This is a genomic window from Paenibacillus puerhi, assembly GCF_009846885.1.
GTDB lineage: Bacteria > Bacillota > Bacilli > Paenibacillales > NBRC-103111 > Paenibacillus_G > Paenibacillus_G puerhi.
This window is the reverse complement of the sequence record NZ_WUWM01000042.1, coordinates 18,759-33,850: the sequence shown is the minus strand read 5'-3', so window position 1 is coordinate 33,850 and position 15,092 is coordinate 18,759. Positions and strand designations below refer to the sequence as shown.

The window sequence follows — 15,092 nt, the reverse complement described above, 5'->3', positions numbered from 1 at the left end:
GGGCCTCTTTGTCAAATTAGCTGTGGAATTGCTGTCTCTGATCAGGAACTCTTCAAATCAACCGCTACCGCAGCAGCATGCAGTCCAGCCGTATACCCAGTCGTAAACGCCGCCGTAATATTATAGCCGCCGGTATACCCATGAATATCGAGAATCTCGCCGCAGAAGAAAAGGCCGTTCTTGCGCTTGGACATCATCGTTTTCGGATCGATTTCCTTCAGATGTACGCCGCCTCCGGTGACGAACGCTTCTTCGATGGACAAGGTCCCCGAGATTTGGATAGGAAAAGCCTTGAGCAGAGCTGCAAGCTGCAGCCAGGGCTGCTTGGGAATGTTGTCGTACGTCGTGTCCTCGCGAAGCTCGGCCTTCTTGAGCAGAATAGGGATCATACGCTCCTGGATGAAGCCCTTCAATACATTCTTGATCGCCTTCTTCGGTTCGTTCTCCGCGAGCTTCATCGTGGCCGCGAACAGCTCGTCCACGCTTTGTTCGGGGAACAGATCGAGCGTAATCTTCACGGTAGGCGTCTCGAACTGCTTCTTAAGCTTGACGACGAACTGGCTGCAGCGTAAAGCGGCGGGTCCGGAAACTCCGAAGTGAGTGAAGAGCAGATCGCCTTCATGCTCGACGACCTTCTTGCCCTTCGGGTTCCAGACAGACACATGAATGCCCCGCAGGGACAACCCCTGCAGCTCCTTGCTTTGAATGAACGCTTCGCGGGAGACAAGGGGGACTTCAGTAGGATACAGCTCCGTGATCGTATGTCCCGCTGCCTCGGCCCAAGGGTAGCCGTCGCCGGTGGAGCCGGTATGAGGCACCGATTTACCGCCCGTGGCCACGATTACGCAGGCGGCTTGAACGATGTCGCCGGAACGCAGCTTTACCCCGGCCACTCGCTCACCCTCGTACCGGATGTGCTCGACCGGGCTGTTCACCCGCATCTGTACGCCCTGCTCGCGTGCGCGGTTGATCAGCGCCTCGACGACTGTCTTGGCTTTGTCGGACACAGGGAACATACGCCCGCGATCCTCTTCCTTCAGCTTAATACCCATGTCCTCGAAGAAACGAATGATATCCTGATTGTTGAAATGAGCGAAGGCGCTGTACAAGAATCGGCCGTTTCCGGGAATATGCTTGATCAATTCCTCCGTATCCTTGTTGTTCGTCACATTGCAGCGCCCGCCACCCGAGATGCCGAGCTTGCGCCCCAGCTTATCACCTTTGTCGATCAGCAGCACGCGGGCTCCGCGGGAGCTGGCCGCGATACAGGCCATCAAGCCGGAGGGGCCCCCTCCGACGACGATCACATCATAGAACATGCAAAGCCTCCTAGCTAGCTGGTTATGTGCCTCCATTATACACGAGTCAAGAGGCCGTCCCAAGCAGCTTGGGGGCTGCTTGGGACGGCCTCTTGGAGAGGGGGAGCTTGATTGAAGCTATGCGATGGCTTAGGCTGTCTGCGGCTCGCTGTTTTGAACTTGCAGGTTGCGAACCGTCAGTCTTGAGATACGCAAGTCATCGGTTTCTTCAATAATGAACTCATAGGCATCGTCGTACATGACGGATTGTCCACGTTTGGGCGGAATTTCAACCTGGGAATAAATCCAGCCGCCGATCGTATCATAGTCCTCGGACTGCAGCTCCAGACCGAATTGATCATTGACTTCGTCAATTAACATCCGGCCGTCGATCGAGAAGGTATGTTCATCGCGCTTCTCGACGCTTGGCCGTTGATCCGGGTCGAATTCGTCCTGAATCTCGCCTACGATTTCCTCCAGAATGTCCTCGATGGTAACCATGCCTGCCGTTCCGCCGTACTCATCGATGAGCAAAGCAATCTGAGACTTCTTACGCTGCATCAGCTTGAGCAGGTTGCTGATCGGCATCGAGTCGGGAACCTTCGTAATAGGACGCATGATGGTGCGGATATCGGATAGCTTGCCGCGCGCTTTCATCAAGTCCTTAATGTGTAAGAAGCCGACGATATTGTCTTTGTCCGGATCGCAAACGGGATAGCGGGTACGCATCTCGTTAAGCGCGATATCCAGATTTTCCGCATACGACAGATTGGCATAGAGGCAGCCCATCTCGGTGCGGGGGATCATAATCTCGCGGGCATTCGTCTCTGCGAATTCAAATATATTGTCGAAAAGAGTAAGCTCTGTGTTGTCGATAAAGCCGCTCTTGTGACTTTCTTTCATCAGGACGCGAATTTCGTCTTCGGTATGTGCGGACTCGTGTTCATGAGTAGGCTCAATACCGACAAGGCGCAGCATCCAGTTGGACACGCCGTTTAGCACCCAGATGAACGGGTACATCAGCTTGTAGAAAATAATCATCGGCGCGGCGGTCCACAATGTGACTTTCTCCGACTGCCGGATTGCATAAGTTTTGGGAAATTGCTCGCCGAGCGTAATATGGAAGGCGGTAATCAGGCTGAAAGCGATAAGGAATGAAATAATATGCACTACAGCGGGGCTGAGCTGCAGCCAATCCTTCAATATAGGCTCCATCACCTTGGATATGGTCGGTTCTCCGACCCAACCGAGTACGAGCGAGGTCAAAGTAATTCCTAGTTGGCAGGCAGAAAGATAAGCGTTGATATTACCGGTAATCTTCTGAGCAAAACGGGCGCTCATATTGCCGCTTTGAGCGAGTGTATCAATCCGCGAATTCCTTACTTTGACGAAGGCAAACTCGGCAGCTACAAAAAAACCGTTCAGCAGCACTAAAACAAGAATCAAAACCGCGTTAATCAATAAAGGTAACGGGTCACTACTCAATCATTCCCTATCCCCTGCGTGAGGCGGATAGGTACACCTCCTTGGTAAACCGAATTAGTATGAAGCTAAATATACAGCCTTACTCTGTATTATATCGAAACCGGAGGGGGGGCTCAAACCTCGTACAGGGGCACTAGGGGCATGTTAGGGGTGCTGGGGGGCTGCTTTCCCTGACTATTGGCGGAATTTGATCAAATGATCGCGAATTTGCGCAAATACAAGGAAAAACGGGGATAAGCTTGTTTAAAAGAGAGGCGGATAGGGAGCAAAGAGAAGGAAAGGGTTGCTTTTCCAAAGAAAAACGGGTACAATAGATGAATCTTATTATCCTCTATATTTCCTCCATAATGCATGAATTCCTCAGCTTTCAGATGTCGTTTTCCCACACGCTGATCCGACAAGTCTCAAGAATTATAGGAATGTAAGTAGATGCTACATGGCGGTTTAACTGATTCACACTGGCGCGGTCTTCGGAGCCGCAAGGATGGAAGAGAGGCAGGGCTTTCGTTGTTTTAGTTGCAAGCAGGATAAGAGTAACAACAAATAGACTTTGTACGGAGCCGTGGAGCCGTTCGAGGTCTATTTTTGCGTGTAGGCATATATACATAATCGATTGCCAGCTCGCTCTGGCCTTCGTTTCCAATTTCTGCAGCTGCTATCCTGAATGAGGAGCTGCCTATCCAAGCATATTAACTAAAAAGAAGGAGGGATACGATGAAGAACCGCATGGATAAAGGCAGCTCAAAGGAACAAATCAAGCAAGCATCCGAGCAATCCCCTCAAGAAACGGCGCCTGGGGACAAGAAGCTGAACGGTCCGAATCGTCCTTCGGTGTAAGCCGGAGCCTAAAGTAAGGAGGAAGCAAAGTGCCGCGGAGCTTTCAATCGAATCCGGACAGCAACAGGGATAGGGACAGCGACAGCGACAGCGACAATAAAGAGTCCTACGTGAGAGTCTTCACTGATATTTCTTACAACCGTAAGAACGATCCCGAGCTGGACCCTTTTGAAATTGATTTTCGCGAAGAATTCAAATCCGGCCGCGGGCCGCGCGAAGCTTTCATCAACGAGCATGGGGTACTCATCGGAGACCATGAGTATCAGTCTCCCGGGTCCCCGCTGGAGCTATGGAGCAAAGAAACGGACCCGGAGATCATGTCGGGCGATGAGTGGGTACATCCTTACAAGGATGTAGGTTTTCAGACTGAAGAAAACCGCGAATGGTTCGAGGAGGGCATCCCTCCGCAAGGGTACCCCTTCCAGCATGCCGATAAAGATACGGCCTATGACGTATTCCAGAGCGGCAAAAGCGATGGGCAAGACCGGAAAGCTCTACAACGTGAAGAATAGCCGTCTGCGCGTCCCGAGAAACGGCTTGCGATTGCCCGATCAGGATGGCTTAGTCCGATAAAGCGGTCTTTGCTTTCACGAGGCTTCGCGGGTATAATGAGGACATATGATCGTTTATAAACTCTTATGTTCATAAAGGAGTGAGACTCTATGTCCATGTCATTTGAATCTTATATGAAAGATATGGTTCAACCGATGCGTGACGAACTGACGCGGATCGGCGTGCAAGAGCTTCGTACCCCCGAGGAAGTCGCAGGTGTTTTGGATAACCACAAAGGGACCGCTCTTATCGTCGTCAACTCGGTATGCGGCTGTGCAGCGGGCCAATGCCGTCCCGGCGTTGCCAAAGCTCTGCAGAATGAAGTGAAGCCTGATCAGCTGTACACGGTTTTCGCAGGACAGGATAAAGAAGCAACGGCCAAGGCGCGCGAGTACTTCGCCCCTTATCCGCCGTCGTCTCCGTCCATTGCTTTGGTCAAGGACGGCCAGCTTGTGCATTTCATCCAGCGTCACCAGATTGAGGACCGCTCGGCTGAGATGATCGCGAATGACTTGATCGGCGCGTTCGAAACGTACTGCAAATAAGTATCGCTGAAACTCCCCTCCCTCCGCTCTCAGCGACAGGGACGGGAGTTTTTGGTATAATTGGTGTAAAGGTTTCGACAATGGTAGAAGGAGGCGTGCTTACCCATGAGTCTGCAGCAGGATATTATCGCCAAGCTCGGCGTAAAGCCGCACATCGATGTGGATGCCGAGATCCGCAAACGGGTGGATTTTCTAAAAGAATATGTAAACAAAGCAGGGGTAGACGGTCTGTTGATCGCTATTAGCGGGGGGCTCGACAGCGCGGTGGTGGCTGGGCTGTGCAAGCGGGCTACGGATGAGCTGACGGAGGAGAAAGGCCGCGAATTCAAAACGGTTGGCGTCTTTCAGCCGTACGGACAGCAGTCGGATATCGCGGATAGCTATGCGGTGGCAGAGGCTTTTGACCTGAAGTACCGTGTGGAGACCAATATCGAAGAGGCTGTTAACGAGATTGCGCTGGAAGCCGAATACGGACTGAAGTCGATCGGCGTCCACAAGCATCTGAGCCGTGGCGGCAAGGGTAACGTGAAAGCCAGAACGAGGATGGTCGTTCAATATGCGCTTGCCTTCGAATTGAATCTCCTTGTGGTCGGAACGGATCATTCCTCGGAATCGCTCACCGGTTTTTATACCAAGTATGGCGATGGAGCTGTCGATCTTACACCGCTTAGCACACTCAACAAGCGGCAGGTAGGGCAATTGGCGGAAAGGCTGGGTGTGCCGAAGAGCGTGATTGACAAGGTGCCAACGGCGGGCCTATGGGAAGGCCAGACGGACGAGCAGGAGCTGGGCGTTAGCTACGGCGATAACAACGATTACCTGGAGGGGAAAACCATCTCGGACGAGGCCAGGGAAAAGCTGGAGAAGCAGTATCTCAAAACCGAGCACAAGCGCGCCAGCATACCCGGTATCTAGGTAAAGGCTCTACGAGCGATAACCACCGTGCTGCTGCGGGTCACCCCGCGGTGCGGTGGTTATTTGTGCAAGGAGGTCTATGCGGATGCAGGCGTACATGGAAGGTAACGGGAAGCCGAAATGTTGCGAAGGTGAGGATGAACGATGATTGTGGGAATAGGTTCGGATCTGCTGGAGATTGGGAGAGTCCGGCATATTTTGGAGCAGACGACGGGATCCCGTTTTTTGGAGCGGGTGCTGACGCCTGCCGAGCGAAAGCTGGCCGAGAAAAGGCAAGGAAGACTAGCGGAGTTTACCGCAGGCAGATTTGCAGCGAAGGAAGCTGTGGTCAAAGCGCTGGGCTGCGGGATCGGGAAGCTGGTGTCTCTCCAGGATATCGAGGTGCTTCCGGATACGCAGGGGAAGCCGGTATGCCGCCTCAGCGAAGCGGCCTGGCAACGCCTGGGGCTGCGCGGGGCAGACTCGGATACCGATGATAGCGGCGGAGTCGTTATTCATTTGACGATTACCCATAATGAGACGATGGCCATGGCACATGCCGTAGCGGAAAAACTCGGTTCTGGCTCAGATAGTAGCCAGACGTCTTCTGCCAGGGGCTAACAAACCCCTAGCAAAGACATTCTGTACAGGGCGCCCGTTCCTCGGATTACTTCAGACCGGCGAGCCAGTCGGATAACGCTCCGATTTCTTCAGGCTTCAGCTTGCCCTGAAAGCCGGGCATGCCGTTGCCGCCGGCTTCGATTTGCTTAACGATCTGTTCCTTCTCCATGCGCGCCCCAATATGCTGGAGGTTCGTCTTCGGTCCTACCCGGCCCTCCAGATTGCTGGCGTGGCAGGATAGGCAGGATTGCTTGTACAGCGATTGTACCTCGCTGGAGGCTCCGGCCATTGCTTCCTCGGCCGTCATCGTGTTTTCGGAGGCTTTGCCGCCTCCGAACGGTTCAGGTCCGTCCTTGGCGGCGCATGCCGCCAGCAGCATCAACGAGGCAAGCGCAAGACCCGCGACAGCCTTCGTTTTCAACGTAAACTTCCAATTCCTCATGTAGAGCTCCTCCCCCTGTTCCAGAGTTGAATCATGAATGCCAAGGCGACTAAGCCTGCTCCCCCGAACCCGTCGATCAAGACGGGAGCGAAGCCCAGATAGGACCAGCCGACAAGGAAAGTAAGCACGAACTGCCAAGCAGCAAGAAGCGCTAGCGGCATGCCGAGCGAACGGCTGAGCTGGGCATAGAAGGCCGCGATTAGCAGGCCTTTGCCGATGTATCCGTTGAGCGGGTGAAGCGTGCCTATACGGATGAGAACGAACAAGAGTCCGACGCAAGCGACAACGCAGATCGCCACAGCGCCAAGGTTTCTGGTCAGCAGCGCGGACTCGGAGGGCTCCGCCTCACCTTGTACGACATTGGCGGGCCGGCCTGCGGCTCTTCTTCGATACCAGACGATAGCAACGGCAGCCCAGCCGGCCACTGAAATGAAAACAGTGGGAAACGGCAGCGTCTTAAATTGACCGAGAAACGCATATATAGCGGAAATCATCAGGGCTAAGCCCCATACATGCAAATAAACGGCATACTTGCCCGCCGCCGATCTCGCTTGGACGCGGTCAGGGGCAGTCAGGCCCTCCGGACCTTCTGCCGCGGATGGCAGGCGCTTAGAGAAGTCGGCTTGCTCCATGGCCGGCACCTCGCTTTTTTTTTGTTATGCTTTGAGCGTACACATTCCGGGCGTCCAAGTCAAACCTGCAGGCCGGTGACGGAAGCTCTTGAATAGCCTATAATAAATAGAGTAGAAACGGGGCAGCCAGTTCTGCCCAGGCAAAGGAGACATCATGGAACGGATCGAACAACAACGTTATTTTTCCTCCGAGCTGTTAGCCTGGTACCGCCGACACAAGCGGGACTTGCCTTGGCGGCGCAGCCGGAATCCTTATTTTATCTGGGTATCCGAAATTATGCTGCAGCAAACCCGGGTGGATACGGTAATCCCTTACTTTCACCGGTTTATAGATAAATTCCCGACGGTTCGGGCGCTGGCGGAGGCGCCGGAGGATGAAGTGCTCAAGGCTTGGGAAGGACTCGGCTACTATTCGCGTGCCCGCAACCTGCAAAGCGCCGTCCGCGAGGTGCACGAGCGTTACGGGGGCGTCGTGCCGGACTCGAAGGAAGCGGTATCGGCACTCAAGGGGGTAGGTCCCTATACGACAGGAGCTATCCTCAGCATCGCATACGACAAGCCGGAGCCTGCGGTCGATGGAAATGTGATGCGTGTGTTGTCGCGCTACTTTCTGCTCGAAGACGATATCATGAAGCCGAGGACCCGCTTGAAGATGGAAAGCTTGGCAAAGGAGCTTATCCCGGAGGGAGAGGCCAGCGATTTCAATCAGGCGCTGATGGAGCTTGGCGCACTCGTCTGTACGCCAAAGTCTCCTCATTGTTTGACCTGTCCGGTCATGGCTTGCTGCGACGGTCGCGCAGCCGGACGCGAGGAGACTTTGCCTGTGAAGACGAAGGCCAAGCCGCCGCGCCCGGAAGCGCGTGCGGCTCTGCTGCTTGAGGGAGTGGGTGAGCATGCCGGGAAGCTGCTCATCCGGCAGCGTCCTGCCGAGGGCTTGCTCGCCCGCATGTGGGAGCTGCCGCATGCAGCGCTGCCGGAAGGTTCGGCATCAGGCGCGGAGGGGCTTCCCTCGGCGCACGGCGCATTGGCCGCCCATGTCGCTGGCGATGGCATAGGAATCAGCGGATTGACTTGGCTGATGCAGGCGGAGCATACGTTCAGCCATATCCGGTGGACGATGGACGTATTTACGGCCAAGCCGGAGGCGCTCAGCTTATCATCAGCCTCCGGAACAGGGCTGCTGCCCTCCCATTACCGCTGGATCGGACCTGACGACAGGGAGGATCATGCTTTCCCGAACGTGTTCATCCGCATACTAGATGCCTATTTCGAGAGTAAGGCAGCTGTGTCCCCGTAGATGCCTAAACAGCCTCATTAACGTCGAACCCCCGTAATTCGCTTGTAGGAGCGGAATACGGGGGTTCGAGCCGTTGCAGCAGCCCGGCAGGTTTAATAAATCATTTTCTTCAGGGCTTCCGCATCTTTGACGGAGATAAACTTCTTGTTGATCGTGATGATGTTATCCTCCTGCAGCTCCTGCAGCACCTTCGTAACCGACTCCCGTACGGTGCCGACCAGGTTGGCGAGCTGCTGATGAGTGAGCTTCATATTGATGAGCGTGCCGGTTGATTTGCTCTGGCCGTATTCCTCCGACAGACGGAAAATCGTCTTGATAATCCGGGATCGAACGTCCAGAAAGGTGAGGTCGTAGATTTGTTCATTAGCTTTGCGTAGTCGTTCCATGGTGGTTTCCATCAAGCGAAGGCAAATCTTGGGGCTGCGTTCCATGAAGGCTTGGAATTCAGAGCGGACCAGGGTGAAGATGGAGCAGTTGTCGAGCGTTTCCGCTGTGGCCGACCGCTGCAGTCCTTTCTGGATTAAGGCCATCTCGCCAAAAAAGTCTCCTTCGTGAAACAGAGAAAGGATGATTTCTTTGGCATTATCAATCCGGTACACCTTGACCACACCGCTTTGAATTAAGAAAAATTCGTCACCCGTATCCCCTTCGAAGAACAATATCGTGCCCTTTTTGTACTTGCGTTCGACGAACAGCGGAGCGATGGCTTCGAGTTCCGCCTCCGTCAAATCCTGGAACAAGGGGACATGCTGCAGGAGAGGAATCAACTTGTTCATGAGCTTCACTCTTTCCGAAACTAGCATTGTGATTGATATATGTAGAGTATATCGTTATTGTCATCACTTGCCAATGCATCTTCAGTCCTTGAAGACTGAAAAAAGACATGGCCCGCGGAATATCCGCAGGCCATGTCTTTTTCGTGCTGAAGGCTGAGATTACTTAACAGCAGCTTCGTAACGCTTGCCGACTTCTTCCCAGTTCACAACGTTCCAGAAAGCAGCGATGTAATCCGGGCGTTTGTTTTGATATTTCAGGTAATAAGCATGCTCCCATACGTCCAGACCGAGGATCGGCGTTTCGCCTTCCATGATAGGGCTGTCCTGGTTAGGCAGGCTGTATACTTTTAATTTGCCTTCTTTGGTTACAGCAAGGAACGCCCAGCCGGAACCGAAGCGCGTTGCGCCCGCTTTAGCGAAATCTTCTTTGAATTTATCGAAGCCGCCAAGCTCAGCTTGGATAGCGTCAGCCAGCTTGCCGCTAGGTGCGCCGCCGCCGTTCGGGCCGATCGTTTCCCAGAAGAGGGAGTGGTTCGCATGGCCGCCGCCATTGTTGCGAACGGCCGTACGGATAGCTTCCGGTACGCTGTTCAGGTCGGAGATCAACTCTTCAATGCTTTTGGATTGCAGATCGGCATGGCCTTCCAGCGCAGCATTCAGGTTCGTGACGTATGCGTTGTGGTGACGATCATGGTGAATCATCATAGTCATTTCGTCGATGTGCGGCTCGAGTGCGTTGTTAGCGTAAGGCAGTGCTGGTAATTGATGTGCCATCTTGTAATCTACCTCCTAGAATTTAAAAGTTTCATGTTCATTATCGCTGATTTATGATATAAAATCAACGTTTATGTATATTAAGTGTTCGTGACAAAGAGAAGACGGGTTCCCATTCAAATATCCCGCTGCTCGATTTCCTGGATGACTTGCCCCAGGATGGCCGTGCCCTGCGCATTCAGCCATGGAGACAAGTCGCTCATAACCCTTTGATGGTAGCGCAGCTCATCAAGGCTCCACTCGCTTGTCTTCAAGTCGTTCAACTCGTGAATCCGGCGGATGATATCCGGCGATTTCCCTGCCTCTGGGCTCATGCCTATCAGCCTCCTTTCTTCTCCCAAGGTTTACCGGATTAGGGTTGCCTGTCGACTCGGTTTCTATGCAGAAAAAGAGGGGAGAAGCAGGTTCGGCGTTGGAACCGCCCGATTCGCCGGAGGCTAGAGGCAAGGCGAGGCAAGGAAAGGAAAGGTGAGGCTCTCAAACGGCAGCCTCGAACCTTGTGAGGTTAGCCTCCGCTGGAGAAAGAGGAGGAGCTTCCGATTCCTCCATGACCAGCCGATGAGCCGGAACCGGAGGATATGCCGCTGGAAGATGACATGCTGCCTGCAGGAGCGCCGTTTGAAGGGCTGTAGCTGTTTGCCCCGTTCGATGGGGCGGCCGTATCGCCAGGCTTCGTAAAGGTGCCGCTTCGCGCGCTGGTCGTCGGCTGCTGACTGCTGGACTCCGCCGAATCGGCTGCAAGAGGAGGAGAAGAGGGGACTGGCGTGATAGCTGTTCCTGCGGATGCTGACCTTGGATAGTACCTGGAATTGCCCATATAGTAAAACCCGCCGCCAGAATGATGAACGGAGCCGCTTCCATCGTCACAGTCGCCATCCCCGTCCCCATCGAGGCAGTAATCCTCGGGGACGTCTGCGGCCGAGGATACAGGAATGCCTTCATCGGAGGCGGCGGGAGCAGGAGAGGATGCCACAGGGACTCTGCTCTCCGTCTGCTGGGGGAGAGGCGTTGCGACGGCGTGGCTGCCGGCGGGCATCTGGGAGGGGGCGGAGCAGCCTGCCGTCGCGGTCAGACTGGCTGCTACGAATAAGCCGAGCAGCTTCATTCCTTTGCCGTTCTCTATGATTTTCTCTGTAGTCATCGGTATGCGTTCACTCCATTCGCTGTCAGTCTATACCTTACATACGTTGGCATGCGAGCTATAGTTGCTTCGCGCGTGCAGCTCAATTCTAAAATTTTCTATAAAACTAGCAAAAGGGCGGGCTTCAAGTTGCGGTTCTGCTAGACGCCGCCTATACTCAAACTAGAAACCATTTGCGCGGCAGGAGTGCGTAGCGGGGAGGAGAGTCTATGAAAAAAAGTCAATGGGTCTGGATAAAAAGGGCGGTGGCGGCGGTTCTGGCCATGGTCGTCGTCTGCGGACCCGGAAGCGAACGGCCGGCTAGGGGACAGGCCTACGCAGAAGGCAGTTCTATGATGGCGCAGACGGAATTCGACACATTCATACATCAGTCGCCTGCAGGCCATGGCAGCATACTGCCAGGCAGGGTGGTTGTTAAATATAAAGAAAAACCGGAAGAGCCGGGAACGAAAGCCTTGCGATCCTTACATGCCGATGATCCCGGTAGCGGGAAGGGCACTCCGTTCGAGAAGGTGGAGCTGGGCGCGCAGCAAAGCGTAGCTGCTGCGGTTGACGAGCTTCAGGCGTCTCCCGAGGTTGAATATGCCGAACCCATCTACTTATTCCGTCTGCTGGATACGACGGGCGAACTTGAGTCTGCGGGAGAACGTGAGGCAGGGGGAGTCCCGAACCTTCCCTATGTACCGGAGCCACCCGCATCGTCGGGGGATACGCCGCCCTATACTCCCGGCGCTCCATCAAGCGGTGGAGGCGCGGCCTCTCCGGACAAGGAGGGCCCGGGAGAGGAGAAGCCTGCGGCGTTTCCGGTGAATGATCCCGATGTCTTCAGGCAATGGGGGCTGACCGTGACGGAGGTGACCTATGCCTGGAAGCACGTACCGGCCCCGCAAGGCGGCCGCAAGGTGCGGATTGCGGTGCTGGATACGGGCGTGAACGGGGACCATCCCGATCTGGCCGGACAGGTGCTAGAGGGCTTTGACGCCGTCAGCCAAACCCGTGATTCCAGTGACCATTACGGTCATGGCACCAAAGTAGCGGGCATTATTGCGGCAAGCGTCAACAATAGCATCGGCATAGCCGGGGTTGCCGGTAAAGTAGCGGAGATATTGCCTGTGAGGGTCGGCTATTGGGCTAGCCGGGAGGACTATGTCATTCCAAGCGACAAGCTGGCGAACGGCATCTACTGGGCGGTCAAAAACGGCGCGAATATTATCAATATGAGCCTTGGTATTGATGCGACTACGGCAGGGACCGACCAGATCCGCGTCGTCCGGGAAGCGATCAGCTATGCGTTGGAGCATCAGGTAACGGTGGTGGCGGCAAGCGGCAATAACAGCAACCATTGGATCTATGGCGAGCGTGGAGATTGGGATAAGACCGTTAACCAGGAGCGACAATTTGTCTGGACTTCATTTCCTGCGAATATGGAAGGCGTCCTGTCGGTAGGCGCAGTTACGCAATTCTCCGACGGCACGCTGGCGCTGGCTGACTTCTCCAACATCGGGGCCATCACGCTCGTTGCCCCCGGCACGGAGATGTATACCACCTCGGCCGCCTTTAAGGATTCGCGATACTACGAAGAGGGAAACGGAACCTCCTTCTCGGCCCCTCTCGTTGCGGGGATAGCCGGACTGCTGCTGGCGCAAAATCCGGCGCTATCGCCGGAAGAAGTGCTTAACATTATGCGCGACAGCGCTAAGCGCGTTCCCCTCGCCCGTCCATCCTATGCAAGTCTCCCTGCGGTTGAAGCCTTATACACCGGCGGGGGGCTGGCCAATGCCAGGCGAGCTCTTACGCTGCCCCGGCTCGTTATTGAAGCCGTTCCCGTACCCTCTTCCCAAGGCCGGCTGAGCTATAGCCTGCAGGCAAGGGCTGTGGATGACAAAGGTATGCCGCGCAAGGATGTTAGCACTCCGCTGCAAATTGCGGTGAACAACGCCGGGAGCACCTCCGTAGCTGTGCGGGATATGGTATACGGAGAACTGCACGTGCCGGGTCTGGCAGCAACAGCCGACGAGTATTACGAGCTGGCTTTGAAGGTCTCCGGCAGCGGGAGCTCGGAGGGGATCGTGTCCTCCGCGACCGCGGTCTTCGTGAAGCGTCCGCCGGCACCGATCTCTTCTTTAAAGACCGGGACCTATGCGGGCGGGCAGCGCCTGATCTTAACGAGCGAGGTGCCCGGGGCCAAAATCTATTACACGATCAACGGTTCTTCCCCGTGGCCGCGCTTGTCTTCGGATTCGCTGGAATACAACGGCCCCCTTCTGGTGAACGGGAATGCCACCATCACAGCGGTCGCTGTCAAAAATGAGGTGGCGAGCCTGCCGGTATCTTACGTCTTCAAGATTACGCAAAGCGGAGGTGCTGGCGGCGGAGCAGGCGGCAGCATACTGGGACCCCTAATCCCCGTGGTGGAGGAAGGCAGCGAGCTGATTCTGAAGCCTGACAAGAATGAGCTGTTGAGCAAGCTTGCCGCCGCCGGAGGTCGTCCGCTGCACATCGAAGTGCGGGACACGGGGGCTGGGAAAGTATCCGGTTATCAAGTGGAGCTGCCCGGGGAGGTCTGGGAGCGCGCCTCTTCCTTGGGCACCCCGATTGTTATAACCTCGGAGCTTGCTACGATCACGATCCCTGCCCATGCGGCCCCGCTGCCCTCGGGGGCTTCGACGATGACCTTATCCTTGCAAAGCAGTAAGCAAGCGTGGACCAAGCTTCCCTTCGCCACATTGGCCTCACCCATCTTCGAGTTGAAGCTGCTCGCGGGGAAGGAGGAGATTAGCAGGTTCGCCTTGCCGGTTACCATCGAATTTGCTTATGACAAAACGATGATCCGGGATCCGGGCCGAGCGGGCGTTTACGTCTTCCAGCCGGCTAACGAAGACTGGCAGTATGCGGGCGGGAAATTCGCAGACAGCGGGGTTAGCTTCCGGTTAACGCATGCTTCCCGGTATGCCGTCATGGAATGGAATCGGACCTTCGAGGATATCCAAGGTCACTGGGCTCAGGCTGCCATCGAGCGAATGGCGGCCAGACAGATCGCTGACGGCATGACCGATACGACCTTCGCTCCCGACGATACGCTGACACGCGCCCAGTGCACGGCGCTTCTCGTGCGCAGCCTCGGACTCGCCGCCTCCCAGCCGGCCGAAGCCGAGCTGCCGTTCCGGGACGTGCCGAAGAATGGCTGGTATCGGGACTCGATCGCGCACGCGTATGCGGCGGGTATCGTCAGCGGGGTCAGCGAATCTTCCTTCGAACCGGAGGCCTCGGTCAGTCGCGAGCAGATGGCCGTTATGTTAATGAATGCCTATGCCCGCTATCCATCGGAGGGAGAGCCGGCGGCGGCAGCATCGGGCCAAGAGACTCTCTCGTTCATAGACTCAGGGACCATAAGCGCCTGGGCCCAGGACGCGGTCAGGCGAGCTGCGGCAGGCGGTCTGCTGAAGGGGAATCCGGATGGGACGTTTGCTCCCCGGGACCACGCAAGCCGGGCGCAAGTTATGATGATTCTCCATCGATTGCTGCTCCCGTAACGAACATTCATAAGATGAATGCAGACAGGCATCCGGCCTATAGCCGGATGCCTGTCTGCATTCCGGGACCGTCGAGATTTACGGGCATAGGCGCCAGCAGGGCTTCCCGGGAAGAACCGAGAGAGGGATTGGCGGTCTTTTGTTCGACAGAACGAAGGATTTTTTTGACGGAAAAAGCAATTCGAATGTTCGTGAAAACGCTTAATTTTAAGCGTTTTCACGAACGAATTAAAAAAATTTGAGAAAATGAAGTTTTTTTTAATTG

The 15,092-nt window shown here is 55.2% G+C and carries 15 protein-coding genes; 7 read left to right on the top strand and 8 right to left on the bottom strand.

What is annotated here, in order from left to right; all coding sequences use genetic code 11:
• Nucleotides 1-41: 41 nt before the first annotated feature.
• Both GSF01_RS26555 and GSF01_RS26550 read right to left on the bottom strand, forming a co-directional pair.
• Nucleotides 42-1,319 carry a BaiN/RdsA family NAD(P)/FAD-dependent oxidoreductase gene (locus GSF01_RS26555; RefSeq protein WP_159888288.1) on the bottom strand — a complete coding sequence of 426 codons (1,278 nt, stop codon included), beginning with the start codon at nucleotides 1,317-1,319 and terminating at the stop codon, nucleotides 42-44.
• Nucleotides 1,320-1,448: 129 nt separating this feature from the next.
• Nucleotides 1,449-2,783, bottom strand: coding sequence for a hemolysin family protein (locus GSF01_RS26550; RefSeq protein WP_201305492.1), 1,335 nt, complete (start codon nucleotides 2,781-2,783; stop codon nucleotides 1,449-1,451).
• 714 nt (nucleotides 2,784-3,497) lie between these two features.
• Here GSF01_RS26550 and GSF01_RS30115 point away from each other — a divergent pair.
• The 5 genes from GSF01_RS30115 to acpS all read left to right on the top strand — a co-directional run bounded on the left by GSF01_RS30115 (nucleotide 3,498) and on the right by acpS (nucleotide 6,232).
• A complete protein-coding gene (locus GSF01_RS30115; protein ID WP_268893741.1) occupies nucleotides 3,498-3,620 on the top strand; it encodes a hypothetical protein in 123 nt (40 codons plus the stop codon).
• Between the two features lie 29 nt (nucleotides 3,621-3,649).
• Nucleotides 3,650-4,132: a DUF3905 domain-containing protein gene (locus GSF01_RS26545; protein WP_407945803.1), complete on the top strand. Its 483-nt coding sequence runs from the start codon at nucleotides 3,650-3,652 to the stop codon at nucleotides 4,130-4,132.
• Between the two features lie 150 nt (nucleotides 4,133-4,282).
• Nucleotides 4,283-4,717: a BrxA/BrxB family bacilliredoxin gene (locus GSF01_RS26540; protein WP_159888287.1), complete on the top strand. Its 435-nt coding sequence runs from the start codon at nucleotides 4,283-4,285 to the stop codon at nucleotides 4,715-4,717.
• Between the two features lie 105 nt (nucleotides 4,718-4,822).
• Nucleotides 4,823-5,632, top strand: coding sequence for an ammonia-dependent NAD(+) synthetase (gene nadE / locus GSF01_RS26535; RefSeq protein ID WP_159888286.1), 810 nt, complete (start codon nucleotides 4,823-4,825; stop codon nucleotides 5,630-5,632).
• 144 nt (nucleotides 5,633-5,776) lie between these two features.
• The gene (gene acpS, locus GSF01_RS26530) at nucleotides 5,777-6,232 is read left to right on the top strand and encodes a holo-ACP synthase (protein WP_159888285.1); all 456 of its coding nucleotides are present in this window, start codon (nucleotides 5,777-5,779) and stop codon (nucleotides 6,230-6,232) included.
• A gap of 46 nt (nucleotides 6,233-6,278) precedes the next feature.
• Here the strand turns inward: acpS and GSF01_RS26525 are convergent, their stop codons facing one another.
• Nucleotides 6,279-6,674, bottom strand: coding sequence for a c-type cytochrome (locus GSF01_RS26525; protein WP_159888284.1), 396 nt, complete (start codon nucleotides 6,672-6,674; stop codon nucleotides 6,279-6,281).
• The gene (locus GSF01_RS26520) at nucleotides 6,671-7,306 is read right to left on the bottom strand and encodes a hypothetical protein (protein WP_159888283.1); all 636 of its coding nucleotides are present in this window, start codon (nucleotides 7,304-7,306) and stop codon (nucleotides 6,671-6,673) included. Before GSF01_RS26520 ends, GSF01_RS26525 begins: the two co-directional genes overlap by 4 nt.
• Before the next feature lie 154 nt (nucleotides 7,307-7,460).
• Between GSF01_RS26520 and mutY the strand changes: the two genes are divergently transcribed.
• On the top strand, nucleotides 7,461-8,603 hold the full coding sequence (gene mutY, locus GSF01_RS26515) for an A/G-specific adenine glycosylase (RefSeq protein WP_159888282.1): 1,143 nt from the start codon (nucleotides 7,461-7,463) through the stop codon (nucleotides 8,601-8,603).
• 92 nt (nucleotides 8,604-8,695) lie between these two features.
• Here the strand turns inward: mutY and GSF01_RS26510 are convergent, their stop codons facing one another.
• The 4 genes from GSF01_RS26510 to GSF01_RS26495 all read right to left on the bottom strand — a co-directional run bounded on the left by GSF01_RS26510 (nucleotide 8,696) and on the right by GSF01_RS26495 (nucleotide 11,294).
• Complete coding sequence (locus GSF01_RS26510; RefSeq protein WP_159888281.1) at nucleotides 8,696-9,379, bottom strand: Crp/Fnr family transcriptional regulator; 684 nt, start codon at nucleotides 9,377-9,379, stop codon at nucleotides 8,696-8,698.
• Nucleotides 9,380-9,538: 159 nt separating this feature from the next.
• Nucleotides 9,539-10,153, bottom strand: a complete 615-nt coding sequence (locus GSF01_RS26505; RefSeq protein ID WP_159888280.1) for a superoxide dismutase — start codon at nucleotides 10,151-10,153, stop codon at nucleotides 9,539-9,541.
• Nucleotides 10,154-10,269: 116 nt separating this feature from the next.
• Entirely contained in the window at nucleotides 10,270-10,467 is a 198-nt protein-coding gene (locus GSF01_RS26500) for a hypothetical protein (protein ID WP_159888279.1), read from the bottom strand.
• Between the two features lie 191 nt (nucleotides 10,468-10,658).
• Nucleotides 10,659-11,294 (bottom strand): hypothetical protein, encoded by a 636-nt coding sequence (locus tag GSF01_RS26495; RefSeq protein ID WP_159888278.1) that lies wholly within the window; start codon nucleotides 11,292-11,294, stop codon nucleotides 10,659-10,661.
• A 209-nt stretch (nucleotides 11,295-11,503) separates the two neighbouring features.
• Between GSF01_RS26495 and GSF01_RS26490 the strand changes: the two genes are divergently transcribed.
• The gene (locus tag GSF01_RS26490) at nucleotides 11,504-14,827 is read left to right on the top strand and encodes a S8 family serine peptidase (RefSeq protein WP_159888277.1); all 3,324 of its coding nucleotides are present in this window, start codon (nucleotides 11,504-11,506) and stop codon (nucleotides 14,825-14,827) included.
• Nucleotides 14,828-15,092 lie beyond the last annotated feature (265 nt).

Excerpts from the sequence above, each read along its gene's own strand:
- GSF01_RS26520 (WP_159888283.1), bottom strand. The coding sequence starts at position 7,306 with ATGGAGCAAGCCGACTTCTCTAAGCGCCTGCCATCCGCGGCAGAAGGT.
- GSF01_RS26495 (WP_159888278.1), bottom strand. The coding sequence starts at position 11,294 with ATGACTACAGAGAAAATCATAGAGAACGGCAAAGGAATGAAGCTGCTC.
- acpS (WP_159888285.1), top strand. The coding sequence starts at position 5,777 with ATGATTGTGGGAATAGGTTCGGATCTGCTGGAGATTGGGAGAGTCCGG.
- GSF01_RS26500 (WP_159888279.1), bottom strand. The coding sequence starts at position 10,467 with ATGAGCCCAGAGGCAGGGAAATCGCCGGATATCATCCGCCGGATTCAC.
- nadE (WP_159888286.1), top strand. The coding sequence starts at position 4,823 with ATGAGTCTGCAGCAGGATATTATCGCCAAGCTCGGCGTAAAGCCGCAC.
- GSF01_RS26505 (WP_159888280.1), bottom strand. The coding sequence starts at position 10,153 with ATGGCACATCAATTACCAGCACTGCCTTACGCTAACAACGCACTCGAG.
- GSF01_RS30115 (WP_268893741.1), top strand. The coding sequence starts at position 3,498 with ATGAAGAACCGCATGGATAAAGGCAGCTCAAAGGAACAAATCAAGCAA.
- GSF01_RS26525 (WP_159888284.1), bottom strand. The coding sequence starts at position 6,674 with ATGAGGAATTGGAAGTTTACGTTGAAAACGAAGGCTGTCGCGGGTCTT.
- GSF01_RS26490 (WP_159888277.1), top strand. The coding sequence starts at position 11,504 with ATGAAAAAAAGTCAATGGGTCTGGATAAAAAGGGCGGTGGCGGCGGTT.
- mutY (WP_159888282.1), top strand. The coding sequence starts at position 7,461 with ATGGAACGGATCGAACAACAACGTTATTTTTCCTCCGAGCTGTTAGCC.
- GSF01_RS26555 (WP_159888288.1), bottom strand. The coding sequence starts at position 1,319 with ATGTTCTATGATGTGATCGTCGTCGGAGGGGGCCCCTCCGGCTTGATG.
- GSF01_RS26510 (WP_159888281.1), bottom strand. The coding sequence starts at position 9,379 with ATGAACAAGTTGATTCCTCTCCTGCAGCATGTCCCCTTGTTCCAGGAT.
- GSF01_RS26540 (WP_159888287.1), top strand. The coding sequence starts at position 4,283 with ATGTCCATGTCATTTGAATCTTATATGAAAGATATGGTTCAACCGATG.